Origin of the sequence: Streptosporangium sp. NPDC051022 (assembly GCF_040683035.1) — a bacterium.
GTDB lineage: Bacteria > Actinomycetota > Actinomycetes > Streptosporangiales > Streptosporangiaceae > Streptosporangium.
Genome location: NZ_JBFBCF010000005.1, coordinates 220331 through 239211 on the forward strand (window position 1 = coordinate 220331; position 18881 = coordinate 239211).

The 18881-nt window shown below is 69.8% G+C and carries 17 protein-coding genes; 8 read left to right on the forward strand and 9 right to left on the reverse strand.

The features are described from left to right. Positions 1–10 precede the first annotated feature (10 nt). Positions 11–1285 (forward strand): DNA cytosine methyltransferase, encoded by a 1275-nt coding sequence (locus AB0N02_RS12160; protein ID WP_363945179.1) that lies wholly within the window; start codon positions 11–13, stop codon positions 1283–1285. A 45-nt stretch (positions 1286–1330) separates the two neighbouring features. Here the strand turns inward: AB0N02_RS12160 and AB0N02_RS12165 are convergent, their stop codons facing one another. Then, a complete protein-coding gene (locus AB0N02_RS12165) occupies positions 1331–3151 on the reverse strand; it encodes a prolyl oligopeptidase family serine peptidase (RefSeq protein ID WP_363945181.1) in 1821 nt (606 codons plus the stop codon). Then, the gene (locus tag AB0N02_RS12170; protein WP_363945183.1) at positions 3139–5061 is read right to left on the reverse strand and encodes a helix-turn-helix domain-containing protein; all 1923 of its coding nucleotides are present in this window, start codon (positions 5059–5061) and stop codon (positions 3139–3141) included. Before AB0N02_RS12170 ends, AB0N02_RS12165 begins: the two co-directional genes overlap by 13 nt. Here AB0N02_RS12170 and AB0N02_RS12175 point away from each other — a divergent pair. Then, entirely contained in the window at positions 4967–5488 is a 522-nt protein-coding gene (locus tag AB0N02_RS12175; protein WP_363945184.1) for an ATP-binding protein, read from the forward strand. The genes AB0N02_RS12170 and AB0N02_RS12175 overlap by 95 nt on opposite strands. Positions 5489–5771: 283 nt before the next feature. Here the strand turns inward: AB0N02_RS12175 and AB0N02_RS12180 are convergent, their stop codons facing one another. After that, positions 5772–6038, reverse strand: a complete 267-nt coding sequence (locus tag AB0N02_RS12180) for a hypothetical protein (RefSeq protein ID WP_363945185.1) — start codon at positions 6036–6038, stop codon at positions 5772–5774. A 110-nt stretch (positions 6039–6148) separates the two neighbouring features. Here AB0N02_RS12180 and AB0N02_RS12185 point away from each other — a divergent pair, with 110 nt between their 5' ends. The 3 genes from AB0N02_RS12185 (at position 6149) to AB0N02_RS12195 (ending at position 9939) form a co-directional block, all read left to right on the forward strand. Next, a complete protein-coding gene (locus AB0N02_RS12185) occupies positions 6149–7396 on the forward strand; it encodes a sensor domain-containing protein (RefSeq protein ID WP_363945186.1) in 1248 nt (415 codons plus the stop codon). Next, on the forward strand, positions 7384–8022 hold the full coding sequence (locus AB0N02_RS12190; protein ID WP_363945187.1) for a response regulator transcription factor: 639 nt from the start codon (positions 7384–7386) through the stop codon (positions 8020–8022). The genes AB0N02_RS12185 and AB0N02_RS12190 overlap by 13 nt, the downstream gene beginning before the upstream one ends. 291 nt (positions 8023–8313) lie before the next feature. Next, on the forward strand, positions 8314–9939 hold the full coding sequence (locus AB0N02_RS12195; RefSeq protein WP_363945188.1) for an amidase: 1626 nt from the start codon (positions 8314–8316) through the stop codon (positions 9937–9939). 249 nt (positions 9940–10188) lie between these two features. On the opposite strand, the gene AB0N02_RS12200 is transcribed toward AB0N02_RS12195, so the two are convergent. Together AB0N02_RS12200 and AB0N02_RS12205 are read right to left on the reverse strand one after the other, a co-directional pair. Beyond that, a complete protein-coding gene (locus AB0N02_RS12200) occupies positions 10189–10464 on the reverse strand; it encodes a hypothetical protein (RefSeq protein WP_363945189.1) in 276 nt (91 codons plus the stop codon). A gap of 130 nt (positions 10465–10594) precedes the next feature. Then, the gene (locus AB0N02_RS12205) at positions 10595–11239 is read right to left on the reverse strand and encodes a TetR family transcriptional regulator (protein ID WP_363945190.1); all 645 of its coding nucleotides are present in this window, start codon (positions 11237–11239) and stop codon (positions 10595–10597) included. A gap of 58 nt (positions 11240–11297) precedes the next feature. On the opposite strand from AB0N02_RS12205, the gene AB0N02_RS12210 reads away from it, so the two are divergent. Next, the gene (locus tag AB0N02_RS12210) at positions 11298–12443 is read left to right on the forward strand and encodes an FAD-dependent monooxygenase (RefSeq protein WP_363945192.1); all 1146 of its coding nucleotides are present in this window, start codon (positions 11298–11300) and stop codon (positions 12441–12443) included. A gap of 33 nt (positions 12444–12476) precedes the next feature. On the opposite strand, the gene AB0N02_RS12215 is transcribed toward AB0N02_RS12210, so the two are convergent. Both AB0N02_RS12215 and AB0N02_RS12220 read right to left on the reverse strand, forming a co-directional pair. Next, the gene (locus AB0N02_RS12215) at positions 12477–13595 is read right to left on the reverse strand and encodes an epoxide hydrolase family protein (RefSeq protein ID WP_363945194.1); all 1119 of its coding nucleotides are present in this window, start codon (positions 13593–13595) and stop codon (positions 12477–12479) included. 89 nt (positions 13596–13684) lie between these two features. Beyond that, entirely contained in the window at positions 13685–14509 is an 825-nt protein-coding gene (locus AB0N02_RS12220; RefSeq protein ID WP_363945196.1) for an alpha/beta hydrolase, read from the reverse strand. A 185-nt stretch (positions 14510–14694) separates the two neighbouring features. On the opposite strand from AB0N02_RS12220, the gene AB0N02_RS12225 reads away from it, so the two are divergent. Beyond that, positions 14695–15351: a TetR family transcriptional regulator gene (locus tag AB0N02_RS12225; RefSeq protein WP_363945198.1), complete on the forward strand. Its 657-nt coding sequence runs from the start codon at positions 14695–14697 to the stop codon at positions 15349–15351. Positions 15352–15481: 130 nt separating this feature from the next. Here AB0N02_RS12225 and AB0N02_RS12230 read toward each other — a convergent pair whose 3' ends face one another. After that, positions 15482–17134: an MFS transporter gene (locus AB0N02_RS12230; protein WP_363945199.1), complete on the reverse strand. Its 1653-nt coding sequence runs from the start codon at positions 17132–17134 to the stop codon at positions 15482–15484. Positions 17135–17237: 103 nt separating this feature from the next. On the opposite strand from AB0N02_RS12230, the gene AB0N02_RS12235 reads away from it, so the two are divergent. Next, positions 17238–17804: a helix-turn-helix domain-containing protein gene (locus AB0N02_RS12235; protein WP_363945200.1), complete on the forward strand. Its 567-nt coding sequence runs from the start codon at positions 17238–17240 to the stop codon at positions 17802–17804. Positions 17805–18158: 354 nt separating this feature from the next. On the opposite strand, the gene AB0N02_RS12240 is transcribed toward AB0N02_RS12235, so the two are convergent. Next, positions 18159–18665 carry a DinB family protein gene (locus AB0N02_RS12240; protein ID WP_363945201.1) on the reverse strand — a complete coding sequence of 169 codons (507 nt, stop codon included), beginning with the start codon at positions 18663–18665 and terminating at the stop codon, positions 18159–18161. Positions 18666–18881 lie beyond the last annotated feature (216 nt).

Below are 18881 nucleotides of genomic sequence, written 5' to 3' on the forward strand. Positions count from 1 at the left end.
AGGACCTATTGTGAGCGAACGGCAGCTTCGCGTCATTGAGATCTGCGCTGGCGCGGGCGGCCAAGCTCTAGGCCTTGAGAAGGCCGGATTCGAACATGAGCTGGCTATCGAGCTTGACGCCAACGCAGTCAGGACCCTCAGGCGCAACCGGCCGGGCTGGAAGATCGAGCAGGGCGATGTCGCTGATCTCAGTGTATGGAACCCGGCTGACTACGCCCCGGGCGACGAGCAATCCGGTTGCGAGCCGATCGACCTCCTGGCTGGGGGTGTGCCGTGCCCGCCGTTCACCATTGCGGGCAAGCAGCTTGGCGCGAACGACGAACGCGACCTTTTCGCATGGGCGATAGAGCAGGTAGGCATCCTGAAACCTCGCGCAATCATGCTGGAGAACGTCCGCGGCCTGAGTATGCACCGCTTCGCGGCCTACCGCCAGCATGTCCTCAACGAGCTTCATAGCTCTGGCTACATCGCGGAATGGAAGCTTCTGCAGGCATCCGACTTCGGAGTGCCGCAGTTGCGTCCCCGCTTTGTTCTCATCGCACTCCAGGAAGAGGACGCCCCCTACTTCCACTGGCCCGAACCCTCCGGTACACCGCCTACGGTTGGTGAAACGCTCCGTGAACTCATGGGTTCCGAAGGGTGGGAAGAGGCAGGTTCCTGGGCCGAGAAAGCAAACAAGATCGCGCCAACCATCGTAGGTGGATCTAAGAAACACGGTGGGGCCGACCTTGGCCCGACGAGAGCGAAAGCTGCTTGGAAGTTGATGGGCGTCGACGCTATGGGCGTGGCCGACAGCCCGCCAACCCGAGGAAGTCATTTCGAAGTCGGCCCGAAACTGACGTGCGAAATGGTTGCCCTCATCCAAGGCTGGAAGCCAGAGGACAATTGGAAGTTCGAAGGAGGGAAGACATCCGTTTACCGCCAGATCGGCAACGCCTTCCCTCCGCCGGTCGCCGAAGCCCTGGGCAAGGCCGTCAAGGCTGCGCTCCTGCACGAGACGGAACCTCTTCAGCGGACCAAGTCAGTCCATGACCCCGTCTACCAGGCACTTCGCGACAGCGAAACCCATCTCACTCTCAGCCAGATCGCCAAGGCAACTGGCCTCGAAATGCGTGTCGAAGATGTCGAACGCCGCCTTAGGCACCTGGAGCTGGACTTTGAGATTGAGACGATAGAGGGCTCCCGCAGCCGCAAGTTCAAGCTTGGAGAGTTCAAAGCTTTCCGCGGCCAAGAAGAACACATTCGCCATCAGCTATTTCCTAAGAACCTCTCCAAGATCAGTTGACATCGTTCGGAAGCAGCGACCACCAGGCAAGCTCTGCAGTTTCGCTTATGACCTGTTTATAACCTTACCTGAACGAAGGTGCTCCAGCTCCAGAGATAGAACGCGCTGAATATCCGAAGGCTTGCGCAAGGCATGTCCTGCTCCATGGATGGTGATCAGACATGAGGCATGTCTCATGCGCTGGGCAAAAGCCTGAACCTGCTCTAAGGAAGTTACATCGTCTTCATCCCCATGGATCAGAAGCAGTGAACATCGACTGCCGATTTCGGGTTCGCCTGTTCCATGGGGATAATCACGGTGAAGCAGATCCGCATGATGAGCTTGGAATTTAGGCGCAACGCTGCCCCAAGTCATAGGGTCGATAATCGCGGATCTGGCGATCCCCGCAGCAAACGTGCAGTTCATTGTGAGAGCTCGCAGAACGGTGTAGCCGCCGGCGCTGGCTCCCCAGATCATCGCTCGTCCCGGATCCGTACGCCCCTCAGACACCAAGTGCAGGGCGGCATCGGCGCAATCGGTGACATCCGATTCTCCCCAGCGATGGCGGAGCTGCAGACGGTACGCGCGGCCGTACCCCGTGCTCCCCCGATAGTCGACGTCGGCGATGGCGACGCCTCGGCTTGTGAAGTACTGGGCGTGGAGGTCCAGGCGCATGGGCCAGTTCGCTGTCGGGCCGGGATGAGCCCGAACGAGCAGGGGTGGCGATTGGTCGCCGCCGTTCGTGGGTGGGTAGTAGAGGCCGTACGCCTCTCTTCCGTCGCGGGTGGGGAAGGTGAAGGGCTCGGGCTGTGACAGGGATGAGGGGTCGAGGTCCAGACCCGGGTCGGTCAGTTCGTGGGTGGAGCCGTCCCCATCAGTCAGAACCACCGTGGGGAGCTTGGTGGGGCCGGAGCCGATGAGGGCGAGTCGCCGACCGGTGACGGCCAGGTAGGGCTTGATCGAGGTGTACGGCAGAGGCACCGGTTCCAGGGAGCCGTCCGGGTGTCTCGTCATCAGGTGATGTCGCGGGCCTCGTTGGACGGTGGCCACGATCTGGTCGGATTGGAAGGCGTACGTGCGGTAGCCGAACTCCCACGGCGCCGCCGCGACCTCGAACTCACCTGTGATCACCGGGTTGAGGCGGTCGTCGTGCCAGGTGTAGAGGTTCCACCAACCGGAGCGGTCGGAGACGAGGTGCAGTGTCCCGTCAGGGCTCCACTGCGGCTGGCACACCGACTCGTCATCACCTCCGGCGACGAGCTGGACATCGGTGAGAGCGCCATCGGGGGCGATGTCGGCCAGCCACAGGCAGGAGCCGTCCCACGGCATCAGCGGGGCGTTCCACGAGATCCAGGCCAGCCAGCTGCCGTCGGGGCTGGGCTCTGGGGACATGTAGAAGTCGTCGTCGGAAGCGATCACTCGCGGTTCGGCCGAGCCGTCGGCCGGCAGGACGACGAGCTCGTTGTGAACGTCCCGGGCAGTCGGGCCCTCGTGCCGTTCGCGGACGCAGACGAGCATGTCGGCGCCCGGAAGGAGGCGAAGGTCCGCGTAGCGGAGGGCGGCCGACGAAGTCGGAGGAGGGGTTACGGGGACCGGGGCCCCGTTGTCGCGAACGTGGTAGATCCGCTGGTCTTCGGCGTGGCAGAACCAGATGTCCCGTTCGGTGGCCAGGTAGGCGCCTCCGCCGTACTCGTGGACGCGGGAGGCGACGTGGATCCCCTCCGGCAGGACGTCCCGCGGACCGTCAACGGCCGTCCAGCCGACGAGCACGTCTCCGTCGGAGCGCCTCTCGATCCAGTAGACGGTCTCACCGACCGTCTGAAGCGCGTCGTAGGAGACGGTGGCACGGGCGACGAGTTCAGCCGGGATAGGAGTCACTCTTTCCATGTTCGGACGAAGTCGTCCAGTTCGCGAGCCGCCACCGTATGACCGTGGCCGACCATGTGATCCCGGAGTCGCCGCACCCGTGACATACCCGAGGTGGAGCCTCGCCGGGCGAACACGGCGATCGACTCCTGGGCCAGCCGTACGGCCTCGGCTGTCTCGCCTTGACCGAGAAGTGCCTGGGCCAGGTCCACACCGATCTCCGCCCGCCGTCGGACGCATGTGGCGGGAACGCCGCCGAAAGCACGCTCGAAGGAGCGGGCGGCCTCGGAGTGCCGACCGAGTTCCAGGAGGCAATTGCCCTCGTAGCCGAGCAGCCGTTCGTGGTCGAAGTCGTACATCCACTCGTCGCGTTCCTCACCGGCCCGCTCCAGGGTGGTGTGTGCCCTGCCGAGTTCGGCGAGGGCCGTACGGCCGTCGCCTGCGTGAGCGTGGGCGGTGGCGTTGACGGCGTGGAACCAGGCCGCGGTGACCCCGGTGACGGAACGACCCGCCACATCCAGAGCCGCCGAGGCGTGACGTACGGCCTCGCCGGCTCGTCCCGCCGCGTCGGCGGTGACGGCCCGGTAGGCGCTGACGTAGGAGCGCAGGCCGGCGTCGCCCGCTTCGGCCAGGGCATCCAGGGCGATGCCGTACCGTCGGCCCATCTTGAAGTGGTCGCCGAGATCGAACCAGATCCACGCGGAGAACCCGGCTGCCTCTCCGGCGGCGGAGGCGACACGGCGTCGCAGGCGATCCGGCACGGGAGCTCTGAGGACGGAGAGCAGCAGGCCGAGGTGGCCGTCGACCGGAACGAGCATCTGGGCCGACGTCAGCTCGTGGTAGAGGCGACGTTGGTGCGTTGTGATCGCTTCGATGTCGTCGAGTACGGCGGGAGTCGGCGTGGAGGCGTGGGTGCCGCACGCGCTCAGGCGTCCCCAGTCGACGTCGAGTTCCTGGGCCTCGCCGGAACGGCGGGCCGCCTCACCGCTGTGGCGCAGATGAGCCTGTTCGCGAATGACGGCGGGGAGCAGGCCGTTCAGCGCTCCGCCCGCGCCAAGGGCGGTGTCGCAGGCGACGATCACCGACTCCGAGGGGGCGACCGAGCCGCGTTCCACGGCGCCGAGGTGCTGCCAGGAGTATCCGGTGAGCTCCCCGAGCTCCATCAGCGTCAGTTCGCGCGCCTTTCGCAACTCGCGCAATTTAGCCCCCAGGGCAGCCAGCAGGGACGCTTGGGGGTCGAGGACTTTGACGGGTCGTCCTGGCTTTCCCTTTCGCTCCGTGGCCATTCGCACACCTCCCGTTGTTTTTGCTGGTCGTTGCGAGCAAATCAGGTCGCGCGATCTGCTGTCAGCACGTTCGACAGATCGGATCGCGGAGGTGGAGATCACCATGAGCAACAGGGCCTTGAACGCACTCGATCGGGAGATCGAGACATGAGTCCGTCGTCCGCTGGAGGAGATGCCGGGAATCCTCCGCCTCGAATTCAGAGCGGTTTTCCCGTCGCGGTGAACGGCACCGCGGACGCGGTGTTTCAGGAGACGATCCGCGCGCTGGCATGTCGGTTCACCGGTTGGTACCTCTGGTACGGCCCGGCGACCGGGCGGTGGTGGGCGCTTTCCCCCGCCTGGTGCCGACAGCGCGTCGGCCTGGTCGAAGCCGGTAGTCCCAGCGAGCTGGCCGTGCAGATCCAGCGGATCGAGGACTGCCGTCTCCACCTCGATCCTTACCCGCGTGGCACCCCCACCGCTCGACGGCCACGCCCCGTCCCCAGAGCGGCGTCCCTTCCGGCGCCGCACCCGAAAAGCCATCAAGAGCACGACCGAAGGGGGCGATGAGATGGCAGGGCGCTTTCTGTCCGTGCTCGTGGGCGCGTTCGGTGACCGGCTCCGCACGATGGCCGGTGACTCCGTGGATCTGTCCCGCCCGTACATGGGGTGGTCGTCACCTCTGGACCCGGCATCCACACATCGCCCCTTGTTCTCCCGGCGCTTCAGGGCGACCCCGGATCAGGTCAGGCCCGCCCGGAACTTCGTGGCCGGGTTGCTCGGGGACAGCCATCCGCTCCGTGACGACGCGGTGCTTCTCACCAGCGAGCTCGCCACCAACGCCATCGAACACTCCGCCGGACCGACCTCCGGCTCACGGGAGTTTCTCATCACGGTGTCCTTCGTCGCCCGGGGCGTGCTGGTCACCGTTCAGGACTCCGGCTCCCTGAAGATCCCTTGTCCGAGAGAGTCAGGGCCGGACGCCACGGGGGGACGCGGGCTCGCGCTCGTCAACAGTCTCGCCACCCAGTGGGGATTCCACCGTGACTCCATGGGGACGGTGATCTGGTTCGAGCTCGGCTCACCTGGCTGAGGGAACGGATCTCGGACAAGCCCGCCACGGCGGGGTGACGGGTGGGCATCGGCGGCATCACCGAAGGGGGCGTCTCACGGGTGGGCTGGACGGGGCCCACCCGGCGCAGCCAGGCATCAACACAGCCTCACCTGCTTATAAGCCTTATAAGCCTTTACCGGCATATGCCTACATGGCTGAGTGCCACCCGGCCGGGACCTCGGCGACGTCGGTGATGTGACACCGGTGAGAGCTCGGCAGGGCGGCTGGGGCGCCGTGCCTGTCGCGCTGAGAGGGATGTCGTTCAGGGACGGCGCCGGGTGTAGTGGTGGGCGATCAGGGCCGCGATGGAGCAGACGGAGAGGATTCCGGCGACCATGCCGACGTCCTTGGCGACGCCACCGACGCTGTTGCCGATGATGTTGACGACGGCGCACACGGTGAAGCCGATCCACAGGATCACGCGGAGCGCGGTGCCGCCGCTCGGCGGCCCGGACCGGTGGGAGGGGGCGATCGGCGAGGCGGACGGCCGCGGCTGGGCGGCGGGTGTGACGCGGTAGGGGTCGTTCATACCGATCAGCCTAGAAACCGCTTCCGCCTGGGGAAATGCCGTAGCCTGCCCGGTCGATGGTAGTGCAGGGTGGAATGAAACGGTCCTCGCCTCAGCCTAGGGTTGGGCAGGTGAGCAGGGACGCCTTCGAGGCTCTGGAGCGCCTGGCGGGAGGTCTCGGCACCGCGATTCTCGCCTTCATGGTTCTCGCGTTGTGGGTCATGGTCGCCGTGGCCTGCGTCGTGGGGGTGGGGCTGCTGATGATCCCGCCGATGCTGGCCTTGACCAGGGCGGTGGCCGAGCGGGAACGCGGCCGGCTCAACCGCTGGGGGCTGGAGGTCGTCACCCCCTACCTGCGGCAGGACACGGCGACGGGCTGGACGGCCAGGATGCGCGCCGCCCGCCGTGACCCGGCGACCTTCCGTGACCTGCGCTGGGTGGCCGCGCACGCCACGCTCGGGCTGGTGCTCGGCGTCGTCGCCGTGCTGATGCCGACGATGACCCTGCGGGACGCGTCGTTCCCGCTGTGGTGGGGTCTGCTGCCCCCGGAGAACCAGGTCACCAGCTACGACCTGCCGCTCACCACGTTTCCCGCGGTGCTGGTGGCCGCCCTGGCGGCCGTGGTCGTCCAGGTGATCGCCGTCGTGCTCGCCCCGCGGATGGCCAGGTTGCAGGCGTTGCCCGGTGTACGGCTGCTGCGCCCGCATCCGTCGATCGACCTGTCGCGGCAGGTCGCCCGGCTCACCGCGACGCGGGCGGGCGCCCTGCAGGCGCACGCGGCCGAGCTGCGCAGGATCGAGCGGGCGCTGCACGACGGCGCGCAGAACCGGCTGGTCGCCGTCGTGGTGACGGTCGCCGTGGCCAAGCGGGCGCTGGCCCGGGAGGCGGCGTCGACGGGCCTGGCGCTCGACGGGCCGCGGGCGGCGCTCGACGAGGCGCAGAGCGCCGCCGAGCAGGCGGTGGCCGAACTGCGCGGGGTCGTCCGCAGCATCCTGCCGCCCATCCTGGAGGACAGGGGGCTGTCCGGGGCGCTGAGCGCGCTGGCCGCGGGCAGCGCGGTCCCGTGCGCCCTGACCGCCGACGACCTGGGGCAGCTGCCGCTGTCGGTGGAGACCACCGCCTACTTCGTCGTCGCCGAGGCGCTGACCAACGTGGCGAAACACAGCGGCGCGCGGAAAGTTGTGGTCGAGGTACGCCGCGACGGCGGCCCGCTGCGCGTGGTGGTGAGCGACGACGGCAAGGGCGGGGCCTCGGAAGCCGGCGGTACCGGGTTGGGCGGTATCCGCCGCCGGGTCGAGGCACACGACGGAACCATCACGCTGACCAGCCCGCCGGGCGGGCCGACGACCATCGAAGTGGAGTTACCGTGCGGATCGTGATCGCCGAGGACGACGCGCTGCTGCGCCGGGGCCTGGTGCTGCTGCTGACCGGCGAGGGATTCGAGGTGGTGGCCGCGGCCTCCGAACCCGACGGGTTCCTGGCGGCGGTCGCCGAGCACCGGCCCGATGTGGCGGTGGTGGACGTGCGCATGCCGCCCACCCACACCGACGAGGGCATCAGGGCCGCCGTCGAGGCCCGGCGGCTGATCCCCGACCTGGCGGTGCTGGTCCTGTCGGCCTACGTCGAGCAGGCCTTCGCCACGAACCTGCTGGCCCAGGGGACCCGCGGGGTGGGATACCTGCTCAAGGAGCGCGTGGGCAACGTGGAGGAGTTCCTGGACGCCCTGCACCGGGTGGCCGCGGGCGGGACGGCGATGGACCCCGAGGTGGTCGCCCAGCTGTTCACCCGCCGCCACGCCCCGATCGAACGGCTGACCGCCCGCGAGCGCGAGGTGCTGGCCCTCATGGCCGAGGGATTGGGCAACACCGCCATCGCCCAGCGCCTGGTGGTGACCGACGGCGGCGTGCAGAAGCACATCCGCAGCATCTTCGCCAAGCTCGACCTCGCCCCCACCGACCAGGTCGACCGCAGGGTCGCCGCGGTCCTGCACTACCTGGAGAGCTGACCGTCGCGGCAGTTCGCGGAAACGGCCGTCCCAGGAGCGGCCATCACGGAAGCGACCGTCCCAGGGGCGGCCGCGGGCCGGCCGCGCCTTTCGCCTGCCCGTTTCGTCGTCTCTGAGCAGACCTGGCGCCGCCCCGACGGTATGGCAGGCGCTACCGGAGGTTCGGCAGCCAGCAACGTCGTCTCGGCGAGATCCCGTTCGTAGGGTTTTGAACACCGGCCAAAAGGCCGCACCACGTGCGCCGATGTCCCTCCCGGCCGCACCCTCTCAGCCCTATGACAAGGAACCACCATGCGCCCCGCCGTCTCCACTCCGCTGCGCCGTACGGCGGTCGCCGCCGCCCTCGCCTCGGTCTGCCTGGCCACCCCGTTGGCCGCCCACGCCGACGAGGCCCCGCCGACCTCCGCGACGGCCAAGGGCCTGGACCTGGAGCGAGTCACGATCCTCGATCTCCAACAGGCCATGAACGGCAAACGGCTGACCTCCGAACAGCTGACCCAGGTCTACCTGCGGCGCATCAAGGAGCTGAACCCCCGCCTCGGTGCGGTGGTCACCGTCAATCCGGACGCCGTGGCCCTGGCCCGGCGCAGCGACGCCGTACGCCGCTCCGGCAAGGCGCGCGGACCGTTGGAGGGCATCCCGGTCCTCCTCAAGGACAACATGGACACCGCGGACCGGCAGCCGACCACGGCGGGCTCCACGGCCCTGCTGGGGGCCCGCCCGGCCAAGGACGCGTTCCTGGTCAGGCGGCTGCGCGAGGCCGGAGCCGTCATCCTCGGCAAGGCGAACATGACGCAGTGGGCCAACTTCCGCTCCCCCGCCGCCATCGCGGGCTGGAGCGCGACCGGTGGCCAGACCCACAACCCCTACGTCCTCGACCGCAGCCCCTGCGGCTCCTCCAGCGGCTCGGCGGCGGCCGCGGCGGCGAGCCTGGCCGCGGTGACGATCGGTACCGACACCGGCGGCTCGATCGTGTGCCCGGCGAGCATGACCTCGACCGTGGGGGTCAAGCCCACGCTGGGACTGGTCAGCAGAGCCGGTGTCGTGCCCATCACCGCGCGCCACGACAGCCCTGGCCCCATCACCCGCAACACGACCGACGCCGCGCTGACCCTGCTGGCGATCTACGGCCCCGACGCCGCCGACCCGGACAGCGCGCAGGCCGCCGGCAAGCTGCCCGCCGACTACCGCACGGTGCTCGACCGCGACGCGCTGCGCGGCAAGCGGATCGGGGTGTGGCGCAAGGGACACGTCGGCATCGATCCTGACATCGACCGGGTCTTCGAGGCGACCGTCAAGCGGCTGCGGGACCTGGGCGCCATCGTGGTCGAGGGCGCGGACGTGCTCACCGACGACAAGGCCGTGGCGGAGCACCTGTACCCCGCCGTGCTGACCGAGTTCAAGCACGACCTGAACGCCTACCTCGCCGCGACCCCGGGCGAGCACCCGAGGAGCCTGAAGGAGCTGATCGCCTACAACAAGCAGCACGCCAAGACCGAGCTGGCGAAGTTCGGTCAGGAGATCTTCGAGATGGCCGAGAAGACCGACGGCGACCTGTCCAACCCCGTCTACCGCGAGCACCGCGACACCGTGACCACTCAGGCGCGCCGCTCCATCGACGACCTCCTGGCGAAGTACCGGCTCGACGCCGTCGTCACCCCCACCGACCTGCCCGCCCCGAAGATCGACTACCAGGGCGGCGGGGAGAACGCCTTCGTCAACTCCAGCACCAACACCTCGGCGGCCGGGTACCCCCACATCAGCGTGCCCGCCGGATACACCAGGGGTGGCCTGCCGCTGGGTGTCTCCTTCATCGGCACCCGCTTCGCCGACGCCAGACTCCTCGGCTACGCCTATGCCTACGAGCAGGCCACCCAGGCCCGCAAGGCCCCCCGCTACCTGCCCACCCTCCCCTGACCTCCACACGACCGACTCCTCCGGCCGCCACACGACCGGCCGACGACCTCCCGGGAGCGGGCCGACAACCTCCCGGACCGCTGGGCGGGCGCACACCGCGCCCGCCCGGCGTGTTTTCCCCGGTCCGCCGGGTGCTTCGGCTCCCGCCGTGCGCGACGCCCCGGCCACGCGCGGCGTGTCACCCCGGCAAGTGAACGCCCCAACCTGGACGCCGGGTCTGGGACCCGTGGCCGGTCGGCGGCGGGATGTTCAGTGCCCACGCCCAGCGGATCGCGGCGTAGAAAGGGGGATGACGAAGGCCGCGTAAGCGGCCCAGCGGCCCCATCTGGCCGCCGAGGCGGGGGTAGTCCAGGTGGCGGTTCCGTGCTCGGAACGGCCGCAGGCACCGCAAGAGTCGCCGGTGCGCCGCTGGAAGGCCAGTGCCGCGCCTGCCCACAGCACCCCTCCGGCCAGGCAGAGGATCAGGTTCAGTACCGGCCAGGGAAGCGCGGCCCCGAAGTAGGGGGTGGCCAACCGGGTCGGCATCGCGGCCTGGGCGTGGAGGTCCGGCGTCGCGGCCTGGGACCACCGGGTCCAGGGCCGCCGCCCGTGACCCCGTCACGGTCACCGGCGGACGACCCGGAGGACACTGCGGCGCGGGTTTCGGTGATCGTTGTCACGGATGTCCGCTGTGCCGATGCTCCCCGAGGCCGGACTCCTCCTCGGGTATGCCGCAGCCTCGCACGATGACCTGGACCATCTCCTGGACGGCCTCCCTGCTGACGCTCCCCGGCGGTGAGGTGACCAGGGTGAACAGCGCGCCCGCGTAGAACGTGATCAGAGCGGAGATCGTCGCGCGGGGAGTGGTGAGGCCGAGTTTGCCGTGCTGTCCGGCGGTGATCCGCACCGCGGCGCCTTCCAGGCTCGCGAGCGCCGAGGCGAGCACCGGTCGGCGGGTGGCCTCCAGCTGCAGCTCGAAGATCGCCAGATAGCGGTCGCGCAGGGTGGTCGCCGCCGTGAGCAGTGATTCCGTCAACAGGTCGACCAGACTCGCGGGCCGCTCGACGGCCTGGTCGGCGGCTTCGTCGGTGGCGCGGTCGGTGGCGCGGTCGGTGTCGGCGAGATGCAGCTCGACGATGCGCTCCGCGGCGGCCACCAGCAGCGCCTCCCGGCTGCGGAAGTAGTTCGAGGCCGTACCCGGCGGAAGGCCCGACGCCTTCTCCACCGCGCGGTGGGTCACCCCATGCACGCCCGAGGACGCCAGCAGCTCGATGGAGGCGTCGGCCAGGGCTTGGCGACGGGCCGGATTGGTAGGCGGCATGGAGCCATGCTACCAATAATCGTCTTAGTACGATCGTAGTGAATGAGCGGGAGGCCTCATGAGGATCGTGGTGGTCGGTGCCGGGCTCGGAGGAGTGGCGGCCGCGGTGGGACTGCATCGCACAGGCCACGAGGTGACACTCTTCGAACGGGCCGCCGAACTGCGGGAGGCGGGCACCGGAATCGTGGTCATGCCCAACGGGCTTCGCGCGCTGGACACGCTGGGACTGGCCGAGAGCCTCCGCGGGCACGACATGCGTGCCCCCCAGGGGGGACTGCGGGACCGGCTCGGACGACCGCTGCTGGTCAGCGACCTGGACCGAGCACTGCAGGTGGTCGGGACCCCCGCCATGATCGACCGAACGGAACTGCACCGGGCGCTGCGTGCCCCGCTGCCCGCCGGCCTGGTGCGGACCGCGACCTCGGTCGAGCGCCTGGAGCCCGACTCCACCGGGGTGACGGTGATCAGCGAAGGCGAGCCCGTCGCGAGGGCGGACGCCGTGGTCGCGGCCGACGGCATCGGCAGCAGGCTGCGCGCACAGCTGTTCCCCGGTCACCTGGGGCTGCGGCGGACCGGCCGGATGGACCTGCGCGGCATGTTACCTCGCCCTCCCGGCATGGCGCCGGACCTGCTCGTCAGCCAGTTGGTCGACCGCCGCACCGGCGCGATGTTCGGTCTGTTCCCCGTCGGCGAGGACCGTCTGTACTGGTTCACCGACTCCCTCCTGGACGGCCCGCCGCCCGGCGCGGACGAGGGACGCCGGCAGATGTTGTCCCTGACGGCCGACTGGCATCCCCTCGTCCCCGCGCTGATCGAGGCCACCTCGCCCGCCGACATCTACGTCGACCCGATCGCCCGCCTGGCCGAACCCCTGCCCTCGTTCGCCGTCGGCCGGATCGCGCTCCTCGGCGATGCCGCGCACGCCATGCCCCCCGACCTCGGCCAGGGCTCCAGCCAGGCCTTCGAGGACGCCGCCGCGCTGACCCGCCACCTGACGGGCGGGGAAGCGGCCGACGTCGCCCGGCGGTTCCTGGCCTACGACGCCGAGCGCAGGCCCAGCGCCAACCGCATCATGCGCGCGGCGGCCCGGCAGTCGCGGCTGACCTCCCAGACCGGCGTCACCGCGTGGCTGCGCGACATGCTGCTGCGCGCCGTACCGGCCCGGCTGACCACCCGGCGACTCGCCGCCCTCTGGCAGGCCTGACGCCCTCGGTTCCCCGCTGTCCGGTTCGGTGGGTCAGGCGAGCTTGGCGAAGAACTCGCGGACGTCGGTGACGAACAGCTCGGGCTGCTCCAGGGACAGGAAGTTGCCGCCGCGCTCCAGCTCGGTCCAGCGGACGACGGTGTTGTCCCGCTCGGCGTAGCGGCGGATGGCGATGTCGGTGGGCAGGGCCACGGCCACGCCGGTGGGGACGGTGCCGCGCTCCTTGGGGGCCCAGGCGGCGGGGTCATGGGCGTTCTCGTAGTAGAGGTTGGCCGAGGAGCCCGCGGTGCCGGTGAACCAGTAGACGCTGACGTTGGTCAGCAGGGCGTCCTTTCCGACGGCGTCCTCGGGAAGTTCGGCGGCCGGGTCGGTCCACTCCTTGAACTTCTCGGTGATCCAGGCGAGCTGGCCGACCGGGGAGTCGTGCAGGCCGTACGCGAGGGTCTGCGGGCGGGTGGACTGCTGGACGTTGAAGCCCATCATGTCGTCGCGGAAGTTCTGCAGCCGCGCCAGCCGTACCCGCTCGCCCTCGGTCAGGTCCGCGAAGTCGGCCGGGTCGTCGGAGGGGAAGGTGATGAAACCGTTGACGTGGACGCCGATGACGTGCTCGGGCGCCCGGCGGCCCGTCTCGGTGGCGATGTCGGCGCCGCCGCCACCGCCCTGGACGCCGTAGCGGTCGTAACCGAGACGGTCCATCAGCTCCACGTACGCGGTCGCGATCCTGCGGGTGTTCCAGCCGGGACCGCTCAGCGGGCCGGAGAATCCGACGCCCGGCATGGAGACGACGATCAGATGGAAGTCCTCGGAGAGCGGCCCGGCGACCTCGGTGAACTGGGTGAACGATCCGGGCCAGTCGTGCAGGAGCATCAGCGGGATCGCGTCCTCCCGGGTGGAGCGGACGTGCGCGAAGTGGATGTTCTGCCCGTCGATCTCGGTGGTGAACTGCGGGAGCTCGTTCAGCCTCGCCTCGGCCGCGCGCCAGTCGTAGCCGTCCGCCCAGTACTCGGCCAGTCCCCTCAGGTAGTCCACCGGCACGCCGCGGCTCCAGCCCTGGCCGGGAACCTCGCCGCTCCACCGGGTCCGCGCCAGCCGGTCACGCAGATCCCGCAGATCGGACTCGGGGATCTCGACGCGGAAGGGCTTGATGCTCATCGCTTTTCCTTTCGGGGAGCTCGCTGGCCTCAAGTATAGCGGAACGGAATCATTTGTTCCACGAGAAATCGGCCTGCCCCGATCCGGACTCAGCCGGTGAACTCCAAGGAGGCGAGGAAGTCGCCCACGGCCCGGACGAACCCCGCCGGGTCGTTGGCGTAGACGAAGTGGTCGGTGGGGAGCTCGGCGAGGCGGGTGTTCGGGCGGCGGGTGACCATGGCCTCGGCCTGGTCGGCGGGGATGACGCTGCCCTCGGTGCCCCGGATGACGAGGGCGGGGCAGGTGGTGGCCAGCCAGGCGGCCCAGTGGTCGCCCCGGTTGAGCTCCTCGGAGGCGAGCATGTCCTGCGGGTGGAAGGGCAGCCGCCAGGTGCCGTCGGGGTTCTCCCTCAGGGTCTCGGTGAAGTAGGGAGCGGCCTCGCCGAGGGCCTCGATCAGCGCCTCGCGGGTGGGCGCCCGGTACGGCAGACGCTCCAGGAACGCCAGCGGGTTGGACTCCCCGTCGAGGCCGAGGGCGACCGGCGCGTCCGCGTTGACGAGGGCGGCGACCCGCTCGGGGTGGCGGGCGGCGAGGTGGTAGGCGTTGATGCCGCCCAGTGAGTGCCCCACGATGGCCACCCGGTCGAGGCCGAGGTGGTCGAGCAGGGTGAGGATGTCGGCGAGGTAGCCCTCTCGGGAGTAGTCGGCGGCCCGGTCCGAGTCGCCGTGGCCGCGCTGATCGGGGGCGATGATCCGCCATTCGGGGGCCAGCCCGGCGGCGACGACGGCGAAGCTCGCCCCCTCCGAGAGGTGCCCGTGCAGGGCGAGCAGCGGACGCCCCGGCCCGCCGAAGTCGACGTAGGACAGGCGGCGGCCCGCGATGTCCAGCTCGGCCCGCACCGGGGTGACCGTCTCAGTCGCGACGTTCCGGCTCATGGTTCTCTCCTCCGCACCGCTCATGACACAGGGGTTTTACGGCTTCGCACACCCCCGCGCTCCTTGTCCGTCATGACGGTACAGATGATTTGGGCATTTGCGCAATGCATATGCCTAAGACGTTCGCCTAAGTCGTTTGCGCAAGGCGGGGAGGGCGTCGCGCGCGGGGCAAGTAGCATCCCGATATGGGAAATCGCGAGGACCTGCTCGTCGGCGCGAGGCGCTGCCTGGAGGAGAAGGGATGGGCGCGGACGACCGTCCGCGACATCGCGGCGGCGGCCGGGGTCAGCATGGCGGCCATCGGCTACCACTTCGGCTCCCGGGAGGCGCTGCTGAACGCGGCGCTCATCCAGGCGATCGACGAGTGGGGGCTGGAGACCGGGCAGACGGCCTCCTCCGTCTACGACGACCGGACCGCCACGCCGGCGGAGCGGTACGAGGCGCTGTGGACCCGGTTGCTGAAGTCGTTCGGCACCCACAGGAAGCTGTGGATGGCCAGCGTCGAGGCGCTCTCACAGGCGGAGCACTCGCCGGAGCTCCGGAAGTATCTCGCCGCGGGGCAGCTGGAAGGGCGCCGGGGACTGGCCTCGATCCTGCTGGGGATCGAGGAGGACAAGCTCCCGGAGAGCGCCGTGCGCACCCTCGGCTCGGTGCAGCTGGCCCTGCTGTCCGGGATGATGATGCAGGGGCTGACCGACCCCGAGCAGGCACCGTCCGGCGCCGAGGTGCTGGAGGGACTGCGGGCCCTCATGAGACACATCGACCCCGCCGGTGGAAGCGGCGCGAAGAACTCCGCCGAGGTGCCGGAAGAGAAGACGGAAGGCCCCGCCCAGCTTCCGTAAAGGAGCCGAGGCTCCGTGAGGGAAGGGACGGGTTGGTTCTCCCGGCGCCGAAACCCCGGCTGACGCCGCGACCGGTCCGGTCGGCGCCGGGCCCCGTGCCTTCCACCCTCCGCGTCCCCGTGCTCATGTCCTACTCGCCGCGTTCTCCGAACTCGCGTCGCCGGATGAGCAGCGCGAGCAGCGCGCTCACCAAGGTGGCGCCGACGCCCACCCACATCGCCGCGTGCAGGCCGTCCATGAACGCCCGTGTCGAGGCGTCGGTGACGGCGGCCATGATTCGATCGCTCGTTCCCGGGATGACCGGTGTGAGGCCCTGCCCGACGATTCCCGGGTTCGCGGCCACCGACGCGGCGACCTCCCCGGGCACGCCCGCGGCGTCGAGCGCGCCGGGCAGCCCGCTGCCGACGGCGGCGATGACCACCGATCCGAGCACGGTGGTGCCTAGCACGCCGCCGAGCTGGTTCGCCGTCGTCTGCAGCCCCCCGGCGACACCGCCGTGCTCGATGGGCGCGTTGCCGACGATCGCCTCGGTCGAGGCCACGGTCACGAGACCCATCCCCAGTCCGAGGATGACGAAGTACGGCCACTGCTCGCCGTAGGGCGAGTCCGCCTCCAGGCCGGTGAGGCCGTAGAACGTGCCGGCGAGCATGAGCATGCCGGACAACAGCGGCCACCGGGGACCGAACCTCTCGGTGAGCAGGCCGCCGAGCGGCGCGCCGAAGGCGAACACCGCGGTGAGCGGCAGCATCCGTACCCCCGTCTCGACGGGACTGTAGTGGTGCACGTTCTGCAGGTAGAGGCCGACGAAGAAAAGCACCCCGTACAGCGCGAAGAAGCCGGAGACGACGAGCGCGACCCCCACCGACAGCGAGCGGGAGCGGAAGAGCGGCAACGGCAGCAGCGGGTCGGCCGCCCTGCGCTCCCGCAGGACGAACAGCCCGAGGAGAACGAGGCCCACGACACCGGGCACGAGCACGTACGGGGAGGTCCAGCCGTGTTCCTGCGTCCGGATCAACGACCAGACGACGAGGAGCAGGCCACCGGAGAGCAGCGTCACCCCGGGCAGGTCGAGTCCTCCGGTGCGCGTGGTCGCGCGGGTCTCCCGTACCCATCGCAGGGCGCAGAACGCCGCCACCAGGCCGAGCGGCAGGTTCAGAACGAAGATCGATTCCCATGAGACGTGCTCGACGAGCAGGCCTCCGACGATCGGGCCGGAGGCCGCGGCGAGCGCGGAGGCGCCTCCCCAGACGCCGATCGCCCGATTCAGCTCGGCCGGCGGAAAGGTCGCCCGCAGGATGGCGAGCGTGTTCGGCACGAGCATCGCGCCGCTGAGGCCCTGGAGCACGCGGAACGCGACGAGGATCTCGGTCGAGGCCGACAACGCGCAGCCGAGCGACGTGAGCGCGAAGCCGGCGACACCGATCACGAAGACACGTCGCCGGCCGAAGCGGTCACCGAGCTTCCCGCCGAGGATGAGCGCGACGGCCAGCGCGAGGAGATAGCCGTTCGTCACCCACTGCAGGCCCGCCAGGGAGGAGCCGAGATCTTTGGCGATGGTGGGATTCGCGACGTGAACGATGGTGCCGTCGAGACTGACCATCATGACGCCGAGGGCGACGGCGAGGAGGGTGAGCCGGTGTCGGCGCCGTGACGGGTGGCCGGTGCCCTCCGGAGACAGGCGATCGGCACCCTCCGGTGACGGGTGGCCGGTGTCCTCCGGCGGCGAATGGCCGGTGCCCTTCGGAGACGGCGTGACAGGCCGGTGGAGGTCGGGTGTGCTCATGGCGGGGAACTCCGGGCAGGAAGTGGGGATGCGAAGCGGTACATGACCGTACCACTTGGTACACGGGTGTTCCACTTCTTCGCCGACATGGCTAACCTTCCCTATGAGCAACAAGAAGGAGCCCCTTCGCTCCGACGCCAGGCGGAACCGGGAGGCCGTGCTCGCCACCGCGATGCGCGTGCTCAGCCAGAGACCCGAGGCGAGCATCCAGGAGGTCGCCGACGCCTCCGGCGTCGGCCGCACCACCGTCTACCGGAACTTCTCCACGCGCGAGGACCTCGTCCGCGCGCTCTTCGCGGTGGTCATCGAGGAACAACGCGCGACCGTCACCGCCGCCATCGCCGAGGGCGGTACGGCCACGGCGATCCTGCGCCGGCTCGGAACCGGAATCGTCGCGATCGGTGAGCGCTATCGCTTTCTCGACGCGCATCGCGACCTGGTCGTCGAGGATCCCCTGAAGCACCCCGCCCCGGACGAGCCGTTGCTCGCCTGGCTCGTGACCGCGCACGAACTCGGGCAGATACGGGCCGACCTGCCGCCGGACTGGGGATACGCGATGATCCGCGCCCTCGCCCTCGGGGCGAACGAGGAGGTCGTCGCGGGGCGCAGAAGCCCGGAGGAGGCGGGGCGTCTGCTCGGCGACACGCTGGCGCGAGCGTTCGCGGCGTAGCCCGTCCCGCACAGGTGGTGAGGCCCATTCCACGTGGTGGCGGGGCCCGTTCCGCACGGTGGCGGGGCCCGTTTCACGCGGTGGCGGGGCTCGCCCCGCGCGGGCCAGGAAAGGCGAGATGCCGTCCTGCCGGGTGATCCGCGCGCGGCGCTCGACGAACGGGCATCGGGCTGCGCGCGGTCCGGGAAGTCCTCGCCCGGCACCCGGGCGCATGGGAGGTCGCCTTCCAGGATGACAACGTCACCGCAGCACGTTTCTGGCACCGGGTCGGCGCCGAGCACGCTTGTGTGTCAGCACTCGCCGGACCGGCGCCCAGGAACAGCGCACAGCCGGTGAGAGCAGGTGGTCATCGCACTAGCCCATGGTCTTGGAGCCGTCCAGGGACTCGCGGATGATGTCGGCGTGGCCCGCGTGCTGGGAGGTCTCGGCGATGATGTGGAGCAGGACCTGGCGCACCGACCAGCGCGCGCCCGGCTCGAACCACGGCGCCGGCGGCAGCGGGTGGGAGACGTCGAGGTCGAGCGTCGCCGCCAGCTCGTCGGTCCTGCGGGCCACCTCCTCGTAGGCGTCGAGCAGGCCGGCCAGCGTCTCGCCCTCGAGCATGCGGAAGCGGTTCTCCCAGTCGGACTCCCCGCCCGTCATCGCCTCGGTGTCGCCGAGCGCGAAGCGCATCCACCTGGCCTCGATGTCGGTCACGTGCTTGATCAGGCCGCCCAGGCAGAGTGCGCTCGCGGTGGTGCGCAGCGCCGCCTGCTCGTCGGTCAGGCCGGCGACCGTGTGGCGCAGGAAACCCCGCTGCCTGGCCAGCGTCCACCGCAGCTCGGCGCGCTCACCGGTGATGGTCTCGTTCTCCGTCGTCACGCTGTCGGCCCTTTCAGGTCATCGGGGGTCAGAGAGTCAGGCGGGATCCCTGTTCTCACCTGTTCTCACAGGTTAGAAGGGCCCACCGACAATTTCGGCCGCCCCCGATCCGGGTCCGCCGTACGCCCGCCGGGATGTCTCCGGAGCGGATCCCGAGCGGGTCCCGGGCGGGTTCCAGGTGGGTTTCGGGCGGGTTCGGGATGGGTTCGGGGCAGG